The 17,426-nt window shown below is 42.2% G+C and carries 16 protein-coding genes; 1 reads left to right on the top strand and 15 read right to left on the bottom strand.

What is annotated here, in order from left to right:
- Positions 1 to 2: 2 nt before the first annotated feature.
- The 8 genes from DMO16_RS18635 to DMO16_RS18600 form a co-directional block, all read right to left on the bottom strand.
- Positions 3 to 2,240: a glycoside hydrolase family 65 protein gene (locus tag DMO16_RS18635; protein ID WP_129480430.1), complete on the bottom strand. Its 2,238-nt coding sequence runs from the start codon at positions 2,238 to 2,240 to the stop codon at positions 3 to 5.
- On the bottom strand, positions 2,240 to 3,277 hold the full coding sequence (locus tag DMO16_RS18630; RefSeq protein WP_129479283.1) for a Gfo/Idh/MocA family protein: 1,038 nt from the start codon (positions 3,275 to 3,277) through the stop codon (positions 2,240 to 2,242). The genes DMO16_RS18635 and DMO16_RS18630 overlap by 1 nt, the downstream gene beginning before the upstream one ends.
- A 13-nt stretch (positions 3,278 to 3,290) precedes the next feature.
- Complete coding sequence (locus tag DMO16_RS18625; RefSeq protein WP_129479281.1) at positions 3,291 to 4,085, bottom strand: sugar phosphate isomerase/epimerase family protein; 795 nt, start codon at positions 4,083 to 4,085, stop codon at positions 3,291 to 3,293.
- A 28-nt stretch (positions 4,086 to 4,113) separates the two neighbouring features.
- Entirely contained in the window at positions 4,114 to 5,169 is a 1,056-nt protein-coding gene (locus DMO16_RS18620) for a zinc-dependent alcohol dehydrogenase (RefSeq protein ID WP_129479278.1), read from the bottom strand.
- Positions 5,170 to 5,203: 34 nt separating this feature from the next.
- Positions 5,204 to 6,052, bottom strand: a complete 849-nt coding sequence (locus DMO16_RS18615; protein WP_425590075.1) for a carbohydrate ABC transporter permease — start codon at positions 6,050 to 6,052, stop codon at positions 5,204 to 5,206.
- A gap of 5 nt (positions 6,053 to 6,057) precedes the next feature.
- Positions 6,058 to 6,963, bottom strand: a complete 906-nt coding sequence (locus DMO16_RS18610; protein WP_129479274.1) for a carbohydrate ABC transporter permease — start codon at positions 6,961 to 6,963, stop codon at positions 6,058 to 6,060.
- A gap of 117 nt (positions 6,964 to 7,080) precedes the next feature.
- Positions 7,081 to 8,388, bottom strand: a complete 1,308-nt coding sequence (locus DMO16_RS18605; protein ID WP_129479272.1) for an ABC transporter substrate-binding protein — start codon at positions 8,386 to 8,388, stop codon at positions 7,081 to 7,083.
- On the bottom strand, positions 8,389 to 10,086 hold the full coding sequence (locus DMO16_RS18600; protein ID WP_129479270.1) for a sugar phosphorylase: 1,698 nt from the start codon (positions 10,084 to 10,086) through the stop codon (positions 8,389 to 8,391). It abuts the gene before it with no gap.
- A gap of 357 nt (positions 10,087 to 10,443) precedes the next feature.
- Here DMO16_RS18600 and DMO16_RS18595 point away from each other — a divergent pair, with 357 nt between their 5' ends.
- Complete coding sequence (locus tag DMO16_RS18595; protein WP_129479268.1) at positions 10,444 to 11,451, top strand: LacI family DNA-binding transcriptional regulator; 1,008 nt, start codon at positions 10,444 to 10,446, stop codon at positions 11,449 to 11,451.
- Positions 11,452 to 11,526: 75 nt separating this feature from the next.
- Here the strand turns inward: DMO16_RS18595 and DMO16_RS18590 are convergent, their stop codons facing one another.
- The 7 genes from DMO16_RS18590 to DMO16_RS25460 form a co-directional block, all read right to left on the bottom strand.
- The gene (locus tag DMO16_RS18590; protein ID WP_129479266.1) at positions 11,527 to 12,828 is read right to left on the bottom strand and encodes an ABC transporter substrate-binding protein; all 1,302 of its coding nucleotides are present in this window, start codon (positions 12,826 to 12,828) and stop codon (positions 11,527 to 11,529) included.
- A 68-nt stretch (positions 12,829 to 12,896) separates the two neighbouring features.
- Complete coding sequence (locus DMO16_RS25225; protein ID WP_277873768.1) at positions 12,897 to 13,028, bottom strand: hypothetical protein; 132 nt, start codon at positions 13,026 to 13,028, stop codon at positions 12,897 to 12,899.
- Between the two features lie 31 nt (positions 13,029 to 13,059).
- Positions 13,060 to 14,142: a Gfo/Idh/MocA family protein gene (locus DMO16_RS18585; protein ID WP_129479264.1), complete on the bottom strand. Its 1,083-nt coding sequence runs from the start codon at positions 14,140 to 14,142 to the stop codon at positions 13,060 to 13,062.
- 38 nt (positions 14,143 to 14,180) lie between these two features.
- Positions 14,181 to 14,942 carry a sugar phosphate isomerase/epimerase family protein gene (locus DMO16_RS18580; RefSeq protein ID WP_164988959.1) on the bottom strand — a complete coding sequence of 254 codons (762 nt, stop codon included), beginning with the start codon at positions 14,940 to 14,942 and terminating at the stop codon, positions 14,181 to 14,183.
- Between the two features lie 15 nt (positions 14,943 to 14,957).
- On the bottom strand, positions 14,958 to 15,947 hold the full coding sequence (locus tag DMO16_RS18575; protein ID WP_129479259.1) for a zinc-dependent alcohol dehydrogenase: 990 nt from the start codon (positions 15,945 to 15,947) through the stop codon (positions 14,958 to 14,960).
- Between the two features lie 21 nt (positions 15,948 to 15,968).
- A complete protein-coding gene (locus DMO16_RS18570; protein WP_129479257.1) occupies positions 15,969 to 17,000 on the bottom strand; it encodes a Gfo/Idh/MocA family protein in 1,032 nt (343 codons plus the stop codon).
- A gap of 219 nt (positions 17,001 to 17,219) precedes the next feature.
- A complete protein-coding gene (locus DMO16_RS25460; protein WP_425590074.1) occupies positions 17,220 to 17,333 on the bottom strand; it encodes a GntR family transcriptional regulator in 114 nt (37 codons plus the stop codon).
- Between the last annotated feature and the right edge of the window lie 93 nt (positions 17,334 to 17,426).

Genomic DNA, 17,426 nt, shown 5'->3' with positions numbered 1-17,426 from the left:
GTTTACTGTCTTATGAGCGGAGCGATTTCAATTCGATCTGATAAAAGATACTCAGAACCGTTGATTTCAATCATGACTTCTGGTCCTAAAACCTTTTTCAAAATGATGTGCTCCTTTGTCACCTTAATGTTTAAAGTGGCCCCTTGCCAATGTAACGGAAAAGCGAGTTCGGACCAGTTTGCCGGTAAGATGGGATTTAATGTTAAACGGCTGTTTTTTATGGAAATGTTCGCAAATCCAAACACGGTCGCTAACCAAATGGCTCCAAGTGAAGCAGCATGCAGCCCTTCATCCGATGAATGAGGATTCGGGCCTAAATCTATTAAACAAGCTTCCTGGAAAAAGCGATATGCCGCATCATTTTCACCGCATCTTGCGGCCACGATAGCATGAATCGCTTTGCTCAGCGAAGAATCGTGGATGGTATGCGCCTCGTAATAATACAAATTTTCAGATACGACGCTGATTGGAAACAGCTCTGGAAACAGATACAGCAACATGACGACATCCGCTTGCTTTAAAATTTGCATATCATTTACTTCATCTCGTGAATAATCCAATAAGATGCCCTGGCTGCCCTGATTGACTTTGTAGCGTGATAGATCAATCTCAGGCTTACTCAAAAATGTATCATCCTGTGGAATGATTCTGTTCGCATTCGGCTTCGGTAAATACAAACGGCTAAGAAAATCTTGTCCCCTCGTTTTGAGCAACTCATCTCTGTCATCATATTTTTCCAGAAAGTAAAGCGCTTTCTTTACATTGTAATAAGCCATATAGTTTGTATAGGCATTGTTATCAATATGCTCCGTATATTCATCCGGCCCTATTACATTCTTAATAGAAAGCTGTCCGTTTTCTTCTGTTGAACGGCTGATCCAAAAACGTGCAGTTTCTTTAAGTAAAGCCAGCCCTTCCTTTTTCATAAACTCGTCATCCAGGGTATTTTCATAATACTGCACTACAGAATAAGCGATGTCTGCTACAATATGATGTTCCGCTTCAGCAGAGGCGACTTTTTGTCGTGTCCCCGTTCGGATATTAATAGCCGCAAATTCAGGTGTTTCTTCTTTTCCTGACAACGCACTCTCCCATGGAAATAAAGCTCCTTCATATCCATTTCGTTCCGCCTTTTCCATCGCGTGCTGCAAATTTAAGTAACGGTAACGTATCAGTTTCTTCGCCGTTTCTGGTTCAGTAAAAAGATGAAAAGGTAATAAGAACATTTCGGCATCCCAAAAAACATGCCCTTTATAGCCTTCACCGGTCAATCCTTTAGCCCCTACACTAAATCGTTCATCATGACTGGGCGTCATACCCTCGATTTGAAACAATGCATAGTCAAGAGCAAGCTGGTCAAACCCGTTCTCCGACGTAACCTTGACACGTTTTTGCTGCCAGGTTTTCTCCCATTCTAATGCTGACTTTTCTAATAACGCATCATAGCCATATGGTGCATGCGCTTTTAAGGCTTTCAAACCGGCAGTTGCTGGATCTTTTCCAGCCTCACCCTGATCAAGGGAAGTATATACGGTTCCAAACTTTTCGAGAGTAAAAGGGATGTTTTCGATGAGATCCGCTTTTATCGTGGTCAAGAGCCTGCGATTTTTGGCAGCAAATGAAACATCACTCATCAAGGAGCACTTACAGGCTGTAGTTATTGCGATCGTATGTCCGGACTCTGTCGTTTGATAAACACCTTGCATGACTTCCTCGTTAAACACTCGGACATTCTCTACACTGAGGTGTTGAGTCCCGAAGTTGGTTTGTTGAGCATCAATACCTGTCATCATTTTTAATGTGGCTGATCGATCCAAACTGGTAACCGTTACTTTCGTGGCAAGTAAATGCACATCATGTTTTGCTGTAAACCGTTGAAAAAGGAATTGGAAACGGGCACCTGAGTTGCTTCTCCAGAGAATCTCACGCTGTATTTCACCCATTGCAAGGTGTAACCTTCTTTCATAAGAAAGAATTTCGCCATCCATCAATGAGAAAAGTTCCCCGTCAATCTCCATCTTTATTCCTGTTAAATCAGGCAGATTAACTAACTCCGACGTTTCGTTCTCATTTGCTTTATTATAAATACCGGCGACGTACAGCCCTCGGGTTTGTTCCGGATAGTCTTCTTCAAGGGCACCACGCACACCTAAGTAACCATTTCCTAATGTCATTAAACTTCCATATTTATTGAGATAATGGACACCGAATTTTTTGTCATATAATACTTGTTCTTTCATCATAGAGATACACTTTCACCCTTTTCCGCCGATTGATAGAGAGCTTCAATTAGTTGTTGGATGATGTACCCTTCTTTTGCGTCTGCGATCATAACATCTTCTCCAAAGCACTTGTCTACAAATGCAGCCATACTCTTTTGATGCCGTTCTGGATCTGCAGTCTCCCTTTCTAAAAGTGAGACGAGTTCTCCCCTTTTATCGGTATAGATCTGAGCCGGAAAAAGAGTGGCTCCTGCCTGATCTCCACAAAACTTAACATTCATGATCGAGGTTTCCTTAATGTTTAAGGCAAAAGAGGTTTCCAATTGTAACAATCGGCCGCCTTCTAATTCGATAAAACCAAAAAGCGAATCTTCAACTTCAAACGTTTCCGGGTCCCATTCTCCAAACGTTCCATACGATTTTTTGTTCCCGATTTTCTGAAACATTTTAGCCGTTACTTTCTCAATCTTCGGGTAACCTAGTACATATAAAGCAGCATCCAGCATATGGACTCCTAAATCGATGAGGGGACCGCCCCCTTGCAATGATTTATTGGTGAAGTTTCCCCAACCAGGAATCCCACAACGACGCAAGGCTTGGGCTTTCACAACATAGATATCGCCAAGCATTCCTTCCTCGACTTTTTTTCTAAGAAGGGAGACATCATCCGCAAATCGATGATGAAAGTCATAGGCAAGGACGCACTGGTTTTTCTCCGCTTCTTGCTTCATTTTCTTTGCCTCATCCGCCGAAATAGCTGGCGGCTTTTCACACATCACATCACAGCCATTTTCCAGAGCCTGCATGACATGTTCATAATGAAATCGATTTGGCGTACAAACACTGACGATATGCGGTTTCTGTGCAGCATACATCTCAGCGGTATCTGTATAGTAGTAAGGAATCCCATGACGCTTCGCGAAGTTTTTCACCCGATCGGCGTTTTGTCCAACTACAGCAACCAGTTCAATGTCATCCCGTGAGAGGTAATAAGGAACGTGAACCGTTTCCGCTACTTGTCCTCCTCCTATGATCGCCACCCTTTTTTTACTCATGATGTAACTCCTCTCACACTAATGCTTCTTTTAGGTGATGCAGCGCTTTTTTGTATTCTCCTTCTGGATCGTTCCCTCGAACACGGCACTCTATGGTTAAAAAACCGTCATAGCCATCTTTTTTCAATTGATTAAAATGCTTTTTGAAATCAATCGAGCCACTGCCAGGCTGGAAACGGTGATTATCCGCAAGATGAATATGTCCAATTAAATCACGTTGTAGATGTAAAGCTTCGGAAATAGCATCCTCTTCAATGTTCATATGATAGAAGTCAGCGATAATTTTTACGTTCTTCAAGTTATTTTCTTCTATATAACGGCGCGCATCAGCAAGCGTATTGATCATATGGTCTTGATACCGATTCAATGGTTCTAAGAAAACAGTGGTCGCTGTTTCTTCTGCCGCTTTATCTAAGTAAAGAAGGGAGTCACTTACTGCCTTCCAATCTCCTGATTGGCTTCTTGGTGAAACCATTGGTGGCAAACGATAGGTGAACATGCCCCAGGCTGCGGGAACAACTATTCCATTTCCCCCTACTTCCTGCAAGGCTTTTAAGATTTGCTTCATTTCTGCTAAACCGTTTAATCTGCGTTCTTCGATAAAGTCACCGATCCATCCGCTATAACCGCCACAGGCTGTTGTCACGGGCAGTCCGGTTTCAGAAATCGCTTCTTTTATTTCCTCTAAATGATCAACCAATAGTCTTCCGTCAATTTCGAAGCCATCAAAACCAGCTTCCTTTAGATAGTGAAACTTCTCCCTGATGTTTTCCGGAAAAAACGCTTGGTTTTGTGTACCAATTTTCATGGTTAAACTCCTCCTACATGCGGCCAGTTTACTTCAATGTAATTCCCATCTTGATACTTAGCTCTGGATGCTGATCGACGTAATGCATATATGCTTGGTCACTCTGCTCAAAAGGCACGATTGGATCAATGATATCTTCGCAATTCAGGTAACCATTCATTAATAATTCCCAGCATGTATTTTCAATTCGTTTACGGGACCAGCGCGGGTAATCCGGATTGGGTTCGCTTGCTGCACGGGAAAACACGATTTTCGCATTGTTAAAATGAGCTTCGCGTCCAAAATTCAATCCTTCTGGAAAAGGCTTTGTAAAGGCAACGTAAGAGATGGTGCCTCCATAGGCAATTCCTTTTAATGCCGCTTGAAGAGCTGCTGCATTTCCGCTTGTTTCAATAATGGAATCCGCTCCGATTTTATTGGTGAGCTTTTTCACCTCATATCCGACATCACAGGAAGTCGGATCAAAACATTCATCGGCTCCATGACGAAGCGCGATCTCTCGTCGATGGCTTAGAGGATCAACTCCAACAACGATGCTGGCACCGGCTTTTTTTGCAAGCTGGATTGCGATTTGGCCGATGGCGCCCAATCCGACAACAACCACATAATCGCCTGCACGTACGTTGGCATCACGAACACCGCTCATGGCAAATTGGGCGGGATCATAACAAACCGCATTTTGCCATTTGGCCCCCTCGGGCATTTTGCGTAATCGGTGGTTATCCACCGCATTGACGATGACTGTTTCCATAATGGGACCATACGTACAAACCATTTCTCCCACTTGGTACTCCGTAACATCAGTGCCTACTTCTATGATTTTGCCGACAACCATATTTCCCAACTGAAATTCACCAAAAACGATACCAGGCTTTGATCCCTCTTCTCTGGGCATGAACATGCGCCAATCTTCAGAAAAATCTTCGTCAATAAACGGAGTTAACCCACGGAAGTCTACCACTTCTGTACCATGTTTAGGTGAGGCGAATTCTACTTCAATTTTTGCCTCATTCGGTTGGACGGAACGTTCTTCATAGTCTACAAATGCGGCTTCTCTTGGTTTTACTGCAATTAGCTTTTTCATGATGTGATTACTTCCTCTCGATTTTTAAAGTGATTTACCCTTTTACTCCGCCTTCGGTCAGGTTCCCTTTTATAAAGTGCTCGGATATGGCATACATAATCACGACTGGCAATGCGGTTACCAGTGATGCGGCCATCATTCGGCCCCAAACGTAATCTGGTGTACTGAACAAGGCATTCAAGCCAATGGGGAGCGTGAAGTTTGCTGAATCGGATAAGAAAATGGATGCAAACAAGTAATCGTTCCAGGCCACCATAAACGAATAGACGAACACAGATATAATTCCGGAAATGGATAATGGAATCACGATATAGAAAATGATCTGCACCCGGTTTAGTCCATCGATCATAGCCGCTTCTTCAAGGTCATCCGGTATCGTATCAAAGTAACTTTTCAACATGAAGATGGCGGTTGGCAACGTTTGTACAATCATCGTTATGATGATCGCCGTTTTTGTATCGTATAAACCAAGACCGGAGATGATTTTGAATAAGGGCACGACAAGCAAAATGCCCGAAAACATATAAACCGTGTAAAAACTTGCATTGATTGTGGTTCTGCCCATAAATTTTAATTTCGACAGGGCATATGCCCCAAAGATCCCAATGATAACGGCCAAACCAGCTGCCGTGAGGGCAACGGTTAAACTGTTTTTAAAATAGGAGAGATACGGGAAAATATCAGGATTGAACATGTCCACATAATGTTTAAATGTCCAGTGTTGTGGAAGTAACGTCGGATTCGTCGCAACCGCTTCCTTCGGACTTTTAAAGGAGGTCATCAGCATGATAAAAAAGGGAAAAAGGGACACGGTCAACAGGCATATCAGCCCAGTGTAAAACGCCACTTTTTTTGTTGCTCTTGACTTTTTGCTGCTCGCCATCGCCATTAGAATTTCACCCGCTTTCTTGCTAAGATAATCACAATAGAAAGAATAATAAACAGAATTACAGAAATGGATGCCGCTTTTCCAAGATCGTTAAATGCAAATGCTGTTTCATACAAGTAAATACCAAGGATATTCACTTTATTCGTCAGCAGATAAACATCCGTAAACATATAGAACAGCCAGATCGAACGTAATGTAACGACCGTTAACAACACCGGCATAATCGCTGGAATCGTAACAATTTTAAATTTATCCCATGCTGAAGCTCCATCAATTTCAGCTGCTTCATATAATGAGGAATCAATGGTTTGCAAGATGGCCAGAAATGAAATGAAGGCATAAGGAAAGTACCTCCAAATGGCAAAAAGAACAACCAGGACAAAGCTTGAGACCGGATTGTCAAACCATAGAGGCGCCTTATCAAACAAATGTAATACGTCCCCGCCCAAATAGTTCACGACACCGTATCCATTGTTAAACATGTATTTCCATGCAAAAACTAAAGAAATGGAGGGTGTTACATAAGACAAAATAATTAATGAACGGGCTATCTTGCGAAATTTAAACGGTCGATTAAAAAAGATAGCAACTCCCAATCCCAGTGCTGTACTTCCCGAAACGGCAAGAATCATATACAAAAGTGTGACTCCTAAGGATTTAAAGAACTCTGCATCCGTAAGTATGTCTGTATAATTTTTTAACCCGACAAACGTGGCACTTAACCTCGGATTAACGGGCTGGTCAAAAAAGCTGATCTGAATATTGGATAACATCGGGTATGCAACGAGCAACAGCACTAAAAAAATGCTTGGAAAAAGGAACGCCATTGCTAATTTGATATCCGATTTCGGTCTTTTTATGTTTGTGAATTTGAAATCAGATTTCGTACTTTTAATCGTTTTCATGGTACCTCCCCTGTAATTTAATAAAAATGCTGCCCACTACATGATCTTGAGAAATTGAGACAACCTTTGTTTGGTAGAGGGAACCAGCCAAAAGGCTGCCCTCTCCACGTATCCAAATTATCTTTTCTCTAAGGCGTCTTTCATTGCTTTTTCTGCTTTTTTCAGTTCGCTTTTAACATCTTTCCCGCCAACCGTGATGCTGTTGACCATTTTAGGGAAAGCGCCGGAGCTTGTGATATCTCCCGCTTTCAAGAAGTTTTTACCGTCCACTAAACCAAACACTTGAATATCGTTGAATGATGCTGCGATTTCAGATGAAAGGGGACCAAAAGCCTTAACCACTTTGTTTGCCTTGTAGTCTGGGTTTGCTGTGACCTTCTTATTGACTGGCTGTGCACCGCCAGGAGACATTAATACCCAATCCGTCGTATTCTCAGGTTTAGCCATGAACGAGACGAATTTCTCAGCAGCTTTTTTCTGATCATCATCTAATCCAGAAGAAATGGTCAAGGCTGAAACCGTTCCAAAAACGGCCTTTGTTTTTTCTGTTGGTACGGCAAAACCGATATTGTCTGTTTTACCTTCTTCAAATACGGCCGGAAGGAGATAGGTGGAATAAACCGCCATCGGCACCGTTCCGTTCATAAACGCATCTTTAATTTCAGTGGTATCGTTGGAACCGGGCATTGTGTATTTAGACAATTCTTTGTAATAGGAAGCAGCCTCTGTCATTTCAGGTGTTTTTGCATTTAAGTCACCCTTGCTGTTTAGCACATTTGCATTGTTTGACAAAGCAAACTGGGAGAAAGCCTGTTCAGAGAATAATCCTTCTACAGTCGGTAATCCGATTCCATATTTTTTATGTCCTTTATCAGTAAACGCTTTGGCTATTTTCATAACCTCGTTCCAATTCTTAGGTTCACTGAATCCTTTGGCTTTTAGCATCTCTTTGTTATACCAAATCCCCTGAACCCAGCCGCTGACTGGAACCCCAGTATAGCTTTTTCCATTTTCCGTTTTTACGAGCTTTAAAGCACCTTCATAAAAATCACCTTCTCCGGTTTTATGAAGGACCTTTTTAACGGAGTTACGGTCGATAAGCTCGTCTTTATCCATTACTTTTGCATAGTCCTGACCGACTTCCAGAACTGCAGGAAGCTTCCCGGAGTTTGCAAGCGTCACTATTTTGGTGTTGTAGCTGTCTTCTTCAACCGGAACTTGTTTGACTTCAATATTGGGATTTTCTTTTTCAAACTTAGCAACCAGCTTCTTGATCACAGCCAGACGGTCCTGTTCGACGGATGAATGCATGAACTCAATTGTCGTTTTTCCGTTTCCGCTGCCATTAGTGCTGCCGCACGCTGTCAATATGGTGCTCAATGCTAATAACAAGATCAAAGCTAAACTAAAATTTTTAAACTTCATTTAGTTCTCCTCCTGGTGTATGGGCTTTAGCCAAAGGAATTGGTAGGGATCCAGCTTACTGTTCCCTGCATATTCTGCTTCTTCCCCGGTAATAAGGTTCAGATACCTTCCAGTGATATCACAAACGTTGAATTCATTCGCTAGATTATGAATAACTAACAATTCATCCTTTTCGTTTAAGACTCTTTTGACTGCGAACACTTTGTCACCCAGATCGACTACTTCCATAGGGACGTCCGGGTTAAAAAGTGCTTCAGCTTTTCTGATTTGGATGAGGTTCGTGAGTTCGGTAAAGACATGGTAACGTAATGAATCAGTGTCTGCTAATTCCTTTTCAATCCCTTCCAAGCTGTACTTTTGCCGGTTAATGGACCGATTCATTCCGGTTTTTGACACTCCATCATAATCATTTCTGGAACCTAGCATGCTTTGAATATAAACGGCAGGCACTCCTGGAAGAGTCAGAAGGATGGAATGGGCCAGTAAAAATCGTTTCAACCGGATCGTATCATCATCAGAACGCTTGTTTAATGCATCCATATAGGTCACATTGATTTCGTAAGGGCTTTCACTTCCGTCCGGATTTTTCTTGTAGTTTACCAATGCTCCTTCTTTTTTTAACTCCTCGACCATTCCCAGTATTTCGTCTTCAGCTATGATTCCGCGAATGGGATTAAGGCCAATCCCATCATGTGAAGCAAGAAAGTTGAAGAATGTCGTCTTTTCACCGGCGGGCTCGAGTTGGTTTGCCCAATTGGTGAGAGCGCTCCCATTTTCACGCACAATGGAGTAAAGAACCAATGGCGGCAGGGGGAATTGATAAACCATATGTGCCTCATCATGGCCGTTTCCAAAATAAGAAACATTATCTTTATGAGGGACATTCGTTTCTGTAATGATCACTGTCCCTCTGGCGACTTCATCCGCAATATCCCGGAACAGCTTGATGATTTGATGGGTCTTTTCATGGTGGATACAGGTAGTCCCGATCTCTTTCCACATAAAACCGACGGCATCCAAACGCAAATATTCTGCGCCTTGTTCCAGATAAAAGAGCAAGACATCTATCATTTTAACTAATAGGTTTGGGTTGCTGAAGTTTAAATCGATTTGATCATCACTGAACGTTGTCCAAATATGCTTTTCTGTTTCATCTGCTAATGTGAATTTCGTTAAAACGGGGGTTGCTCTTGGTCTTGTTACCAAACTCAAATCAATAGATGGTTCCACTTCAATGAAAAAATCTTGAAATTCTGGATTTCCCTTCAAATACTCTTGAAACCATGAACTTTTTGCTGAAATGTGATTACAGACATAATCAAACATTAATCTTGTTACTTTAGTTAAGCTATTAACATCTTCCCAGTCTCCGGCGATTGGATTGACGTTTTTGTAATCGATTACGGAAAATCCATCATCTGAAGAATACGGATAGAAAGGCAGGAGGTGGACCACTTCAAACTTGTCCGCCAAATACCGGTTAAACATTTGTTTAAACGTCGCTAAAGTCGGCTGCTCCTTCTCATGGAACTGATCTGCATATGTGATTAATACGACATCTTTTTCGTCCCATGTTGTCTTTCTGTCTTTTAGTCGTTTTTCCTTAGCTTCAACCAATCTATTCTCCAGATTGGGCCAAATTTCTTCAACCTCGTTTTTAGGATATAAGTAAGCCAATCTGTCTTTAATGTGCTCCATATTCTCCTCCTCCTGGAACCGCTCCCATATTGAAAGTTTCTTCTAGTTATCATATAATGGTACCGCTCCCACAAACAAAATATAATCCAGAAAACGCTTTCTGTCAATAAATGTTCCGATATTTCAGACCTGCATTATTTTCCAAAAAAGTGCAATGTTATGATTGCTAAATCTTTGGCACATTATTATAATTTTTCCTGATAAGGTTGCCCGGTTTGCAACGCCTTGTAATTTGCATGGGCGCAATTTATTGAAAACCATTTTGAAAACGCATTCACTTTTATTGACTCGAAAATGAAACGCTGATTTATGCGCGTCTATCATTAAACTCTAAGCCTTGTTAGGAGGAAAAGCATAGTGGCTCACACTATTTATGACATTGCCCGAGTGGCAGGGGTTTCAAAGTCTACTGTATCTCGAGCGTTAAATAACAAGAGTAATATCTCTGATGAAGCTCGAGAACGGGTTTTACTTGCCGTTCAACAATTAGATTACCAGCCCAGTAAGCTAGCGCGTGCCCTTTCTGCTGGTTTTGACGCGATCATGGTTGTATCCCGCTCTACAAAAACAACCGTTAATAATCCTTTTTTCTCGGGAATTATTCAAGCCATTTCAACGAAAGCTGAAGAGGAAAATTTTGATGTTATCTTACAGACATCAAAGAACAGTGAGGAAGAACTTGAAAAGTGTATTACTAAAATAAAGGGGAGAATGATAAAGGGAATTATAATGCTTACCTCCCCTTCGGATGAGGATTTCTTCAAACAATTAGACAGTTACAACATACCGATTGTCGTCATAGGAAAAGTAGATGGCGACTATCAAAATGTCTTTTCGGTCGATACCAATAATTATCAAGACAGTTATGATCTAACAAACTATTTAATTGAGCAAGGGCACCGTGATATTGCGTGTTTGCATTCTCCTCTTGACTATCATGTATCGATTGATCGACTCGAAGGTTTTAAACAATGCCTAAAAGATTATGGGCTGCCGCTGAATGACGAATGGATCATTAATAGCGGATATACGGATGAAAGTGCGCATCAAGCAGCTAAAACACTTCTCCTGTCTAAAAACAGACCCTCTGCTGTTATGGCCATTGATGATTTAAAAGTGATCAGTTTGTATAAAGTTGCCGCAGAAACGGGCATTTCTATTCCAGGGGAGCTATCCATCGCCGGTTTTAGTAATACATCCTTTCTTTCTCCTTCTTTGACACGAATAGAAATTCCAATCCATGAGTTAGGGGAAGCAGGCACCGAGTTTCTTTTTGCTAAAATCAAAAAAAATAAAAACAATGCAGTTGAGATGACTATTCCCACGAAAAAAATCATTCAGGATTCGGTCGCTCATTTAAAATAACTAAAAGCCAACGGAACTTGTCTTCCGTTGGCTTTTGTTATACAAGTTAAACACATTTTGTTTTCATAGGTCCCTTTATTTCTTCAAGACCTTTTCAATGCCTTTTTTTGCATTTTCAATTTCACTGTCGACTTTTTTACCGCCTACTGTGACGCTGTTTACCATTTTAGCAATCGCTCCTGAACTTGTTACATCCCCCATCTTTAGAAAGTTTTTTCCATCGACTAAACCAAATATTTGGGTTTGATCGAAAGAAGCTGCGATTTCTTTTGATAGACCACCAAAGGCTTTCACCACTTCGTTGGCCTGATATTCTTTATTTTCTGTAACCCCTTTATTAACCGGCTGTGCCCCTCCTGGGGACATCAATACATACTTGGTCATATTTTCAGGCTTGGACATAAAAGACACAAATTTTACTGCAGCATCTTTTTGGCTGTCTTCTAATCCTGAAGTGACGGTTAAGGAAGATACAGAAGCATAAACCGCCTTTTGTTTTTGCGTAGGGATGGCAAAACCAATATTCTTCGCATTTCCTTCTTCAAAGACAGATGGCAGGATATACGTAGAATAAACCGCCATTGGTGCTGTACCGTTCATGAATGCATCTTTAACTTCAGTCGTATCATTGGATCCAGGCATCGTATACTGAGCCAATTCTTTGTAATAAGATAAAGCCTCTTTCATTTCAGGTGTATTAATGTTTAATTTCCCATTATTGTCAAGCACATTGGCCTTGTTGGACAAAGCGAATTGAGAAAATGCCTGTTCAGAGAAATTGCCTTCCACAGTGGGTAATGCGATTCCGTATTTTTTATTCCCTTTATCCGTAAAGGCTTTAGCGATTGACAGTACATCATCCCAATTTTTTGGTTCTTTCAACCCTTTTGATGCAAGCATTTTTTTATTGTACCAGATCCCTTGAACCCAACCGCTCATTGGAACCCCTGTAAAACTTTTACCGTTTTCCGTTCTCATTAAATTTAAAGCGCCCTCATAGTAATTTTTTTCGCCAACTTCATCGATGATCTTTTTTACTGCACCTTTGTCAATCAGTTGATCTTTATCCATTACCTTTGCGTAGTCCTGCCCAGCTTCAACAACAGCCGGCAACTTTCCTGAATTAGCCAGAGTTATAATTTTTGTATTAATTTTATCTTCTTCAATCGGAACTTGTTTAACTTTAATATTTGGATTTTCTTTCTCAAACTTAGCAATCAACTTGTCTAATACCGCTATACGCTCTTGTTCAACCGAAGAGTGCAAAAATTCGATGGTGGTTTTTCCGCTTCCCCCCGTTTGTTTACTGTTTGAACAGGCAGTTAAAGCAACTGCTAATACCAAAACGATTACAAAGCTTATACCCCTTTTTAACATTAACTTCTCCTCCTGATTTGTGGTTTTATATGGACTTTCATTGTTCCTAAACGCGAAGTATTTAGTTTTCAACTAATCGACTGAAGAGTCTGGTATTTGCAAGCGCATTCACTTAGTTCAACAGCCTCTTTATCCCCGAAATCCAGTCCCCCGCCCTGATCGCTTCCTGTTATCGCAGAGATAACAGGATCATTAGCCAAAACTTTCCCCCAGGTTGTGAGTATTTGAAAATCAGTTAGAGGGAACGATCCGGACAGCATTTTTCTGCGCAATCAAACATAATTCAGCGGCTTTGAATGCGTGCTCCTGGGTCATGGCCACCTCGGTACGATTCAAACAATCCAGGATGAGTTCACCAAAGAAGGGAAAGCCTACTTTTCCGTCCAGAGAATAATGCTCTATACCCTGGTCATTGGCGAGATACAGTTGATTTCCGCTATTTTCACGTGCTACGTCCACATATTTACGAAGTTCGATGTGCCCTTTGGTACCGATGATGAACGTTCGTCCATCTCCCCAAGTCGGTAATCCATCAGGGGTGAACCAGTCGACCCTGAAGAAATTCGTTACCCCGTTATCGCCAACAAGGGTGGCATCCCCGTAGTCCTCCAATTCCGGAAATAGCGGATTGCCGTAGTTGCCTACTTTGCTGTGGAGCACTTTTGCATCCTTACAGCTTCCAAAATATAAAAACTGCTCGATTTGATGACTACCAATATCGCAAATGATGCCTCCGTAATTTTCCTTTTTAAAAAACCAGTCCGGACGATTGGGAGCATTTAAACGGTGGGGACCGAAACCGGTAATCTGAACAACCTTCCCGATTTCTCCCGCTTGTATTAACTGTCCGGCAAACACGGAGCTTTCCACATGCAGACGTTCGCTGAAGTACACCATATATTTCAATCCAGTTTCTGCCGTCTTTTGCCGCGCCTGTTCTAACTGCTCCAAAGTGGTAAAAGGAGTTTTATCCGTAAAATAATCTTTTCCGTGATCCATCGCACGCAGTCCGAGCGCACAACGTTCTGAAGGCACCGCAGCTCCGGCAATAAGACGGATTTCTCGATCATTCATCACCATTTCTTCTGAAGCCGCCACTTTAGCTTGCGGGAATACTTGAAGAAAGGCTTCAACTTTTTTCGGATCCGGGTCGTAAACCCATTTTAGGGTGGCCCCCGCTTCTGTCAATCCGTTGCACATTCCGTAAATATGCCCATGATCCAAAGACACGGCTGCAAAAGAAAATTCGCCGTCTCCCACAACCGGCTTTGGTTTTCCTTCTGGGGCATAATTCATTCCATCTTTTTTATTCAAATCAAACCGCCCCTTCCACCTTTAGGTATCGCATACTTTCAAGTGAACTTTCGTTTTAGGAAAGCCAGGCTGTCTTCAAACTCACGAGTGTCTCGAACGGTACATTCAGCAGAAATCATTCCGCTGTAACCTGCCGTTTTCAATCGTTCAGCAAACTCATTATACGAATACTCCCCGGTTCCGGGTGATAAACGTCCGGTATCCGCCACGTGGATATGAGTAAGCCAATCTTTATGATCGATCAGCGTCTGAAAAGACTCATTTTCTAATTCCATATGGTGCAGATCGGCAAGGACTTTTATTGAATCCCGGTTTATTATTTGAGCAAATCTGCTTGCTTCCTCTACACTGTTTACCAAATTGGTTTCTTTTCTATTAAGAGGTTCAATTGCAAGTACAATTCCGGTACCGGAAAATTCATCGCTGACCCTTTCGAGCGTTCTGACAAACTGCTCTTCCGCTTTTTCGCTTTCCCATCCATCAGGAATAGCTCTAGATCTTCCGCTTCCAAGAACCGCAACTTTAGCTCCGATTCTGTTAAGGGCCTCCGCCACCCTCGCTACGTATCGATCAATCCTGTTCCAATCGACATCCGGTCCAACGATTTTTAAATCTGCCGGAAAAAATAAATTAAATGATTTTACTGGAAGAGGACTGTCCAGATAACGAGACAAGACGTTTTTAAACTCATTTTCATGCTCCAATTTGAGCTCAGTAATCGCACATTCAATATAATCGTAACCGGCTTCCTTCAGAAATTCTGCATCTTCAATACCCCTGCACCATCCAAATGAGTACACCAGCAAATCAACTCCTTAATCCCAATTGATCAAAGTACCAATCATATTGTAGTTCCATGACAGCATATCTCTGTATACTTTTTCCACTTGCATCCAATGGACCCGATCCGTGATCATCGGCTCCAAGGTTAGTCTTTCGTGCTTGATAAGGTTCAAGAACGCTGTCCCATCTTCCCTCCAGGTCCAATAACCGGGCCTCGAGTCCGAAACAGGGTTTCCAGAGATATGTGCTCCAAGAATGGTAATGGCTTTTTTATGAACATCCCGGTAAAAATTGATGGTACTGTTCCCACGGGTACTGCTCAGGATCACAACGCGGCCGAAATCTCTTACCGTTTCGAAACAGGTGCTGATGACCTCTGGGACACCCGTGCTTTCAATAACCACATGCGGACCTTTCCCTTCTGTCACATCGTTCAAGGTCTCCCTCCAATGCTCATCGGACGAATCCAGAGAAAAATCACTGCCACACTGCTTGGCTAACTCCAATCGGTTTTGTACCCGATCCACTCCGATGACCGGCAATGCTCCGTTTAGCCTGGCTAATTGAAGTGATAACTGGCCGATGATTCCCAAACCGAAAATCATAGCGGATTCTCCCAACTCCAGTCTGGCTTTGCGGACCCCTTGCAAGGCAATAACCCCTAGCGATGTAAACGCAGCCAATTCAAAAGAGACACCATCTGGAATTTTGACCGCCCGTTTTTCCCTGATGTTCCCTACGGAACGATGTCCAATTCCGTGGCATGCTATCCGATCGCCTACCTTAAAATCAGTTACGTCTTGTCCAACCTTAATGACGACCCCTGATGAGCTGTAACCCGGATACATCGGATATTCTCCTGATGTATTGTCCATATTGAGAACAAACGCCCGTTCAGTTCCTGGACTGATGAGCGAGGCGTGTACTTTCACTTGTATTTCGTCATGGCCTGGTTCTGGGATTTGAAATTCTTTAAGCGCGATTTTTCCCTTTTCTTCGCTGACTAACACATGGTTGTTCATTGTTTATCACCTTTTTAATGTTTATTTGATCTTGATCGGTATCCCCGTTTTGGATGATTGATAAATGGCTAAAATGATCTCTAGTGTCTTCCTTGCTTCCCAACCATTAACTAACGGCTCTCTGTCTTCCCTGATGCAAAGCAAAAATTCCTGGATTTGCTGCTTATGGGAGTCATGCGAGATATTCGCATTGGATGAGCCGGTAATATGGTTCTTTTCTACCTTAGGCGGTTCATCGACGTGACCGTTTTTAAATCTCCATTCCTTTACCTGATCATTTTCGATAATAACGCTGCCCTCAGATCCGTAGATCTCCAATTTCGCGCTAAATCCTGGATATGCTGCTGTATTCCCTTCGATTAATCCAATAGCACCATTCTTGAATTTAACGGTTGCAGCCGCAATATCTTCCACTTCAATTCTTTCATGTGCCCTGTTGACACAATACGAAAATACTTCATCAACAGGTCCCATAATGTATTGGAGTAAATCCACGTAGTGAATCGATTGATTGATCAGTGCGCCTCCCCCATCCAAAGCCCTCGTACCGCGCCATTTATTACTATCATAGTACTCCTGGGAGCGGTACCAGGTTGTGCGTGAGACGCCAAAGTTCAACTGCCCAAGCTGGTTGGTGTCCACCGCCTTTTTTAATTCAACAATCGCTGGATCATATCGATGCTGGGAGATGCAGCAAAGCTTTACATTACTGGCGCGGCATGTCTCGAGAAGTTTATCGGTAGCTTCAAGGGTGACGTCAATCGGTTTTTCTACAATGATATGTTTACCGGACAGGGCCGCAGCAATGCCCAGCTCAGCATGCGTTCCGCTGGGGGTAAGTATACAAACAACATCTATGTCCTTATTGGCTAGCATCTCGTCATAATCTGTATAAACTTGTGCTCCGTAACTGGCCGCGAAAGATTCTGCTTTGTTTTGGTTATTACCGCAAATTGCAATTAATTTAGCGCCTTGTATTTCATCGATGCACGTAGCATGAATTTTGGCGATCATACCATATCCAACGATTCCGAAGTTCAAAACCTCTTTCATTCGTCAACTCCTCCAAGTATTATCCCGATCGTCGTGTTGTGAAATTCCTCATCCAGCTCAAACATTAAAGTCTTTTTCCTATATGCATTTCTTTTGGCAGCATACATTCATTTCCAAATCCATGAGTTTTTCCTGTGTTAAATAGTCACAAGCCAACCCGATTACAGCTCTCTCCACATGCTCTCGCATGAACCTAGCTTCTTCTACAGATTAAGTCTATTAAAGATACAAAAGTTTCCCCGCTTGTAGGAAAACAATAACTAAACCTTCTTGTGCCAGACGTAGAAACGCCTCTCTCACCGGGGTACGACTTTCATTAAATGTTGATGATATCTCTTTTTCTGAAATACCTGTCCCTGGGAAACCTGAAGACTTAAAATTTGTTCTTTCAGACCTGTATAAACCTGGTCCATAGTAGTGAGTGCA

Source organism: Fictibacillus sp. S7 (assembly GCF_004127935.1).
GTDB classification, from domain to species: Bacteria; Bacillota; Bacilli; order Bacillales; family Fictibacillaceae; genus Fictibacillus_C; species Fictibacillus_C enclensis.
This window is presented reverse-complemented; position numbering and strand designations above follow the sequence as displayed.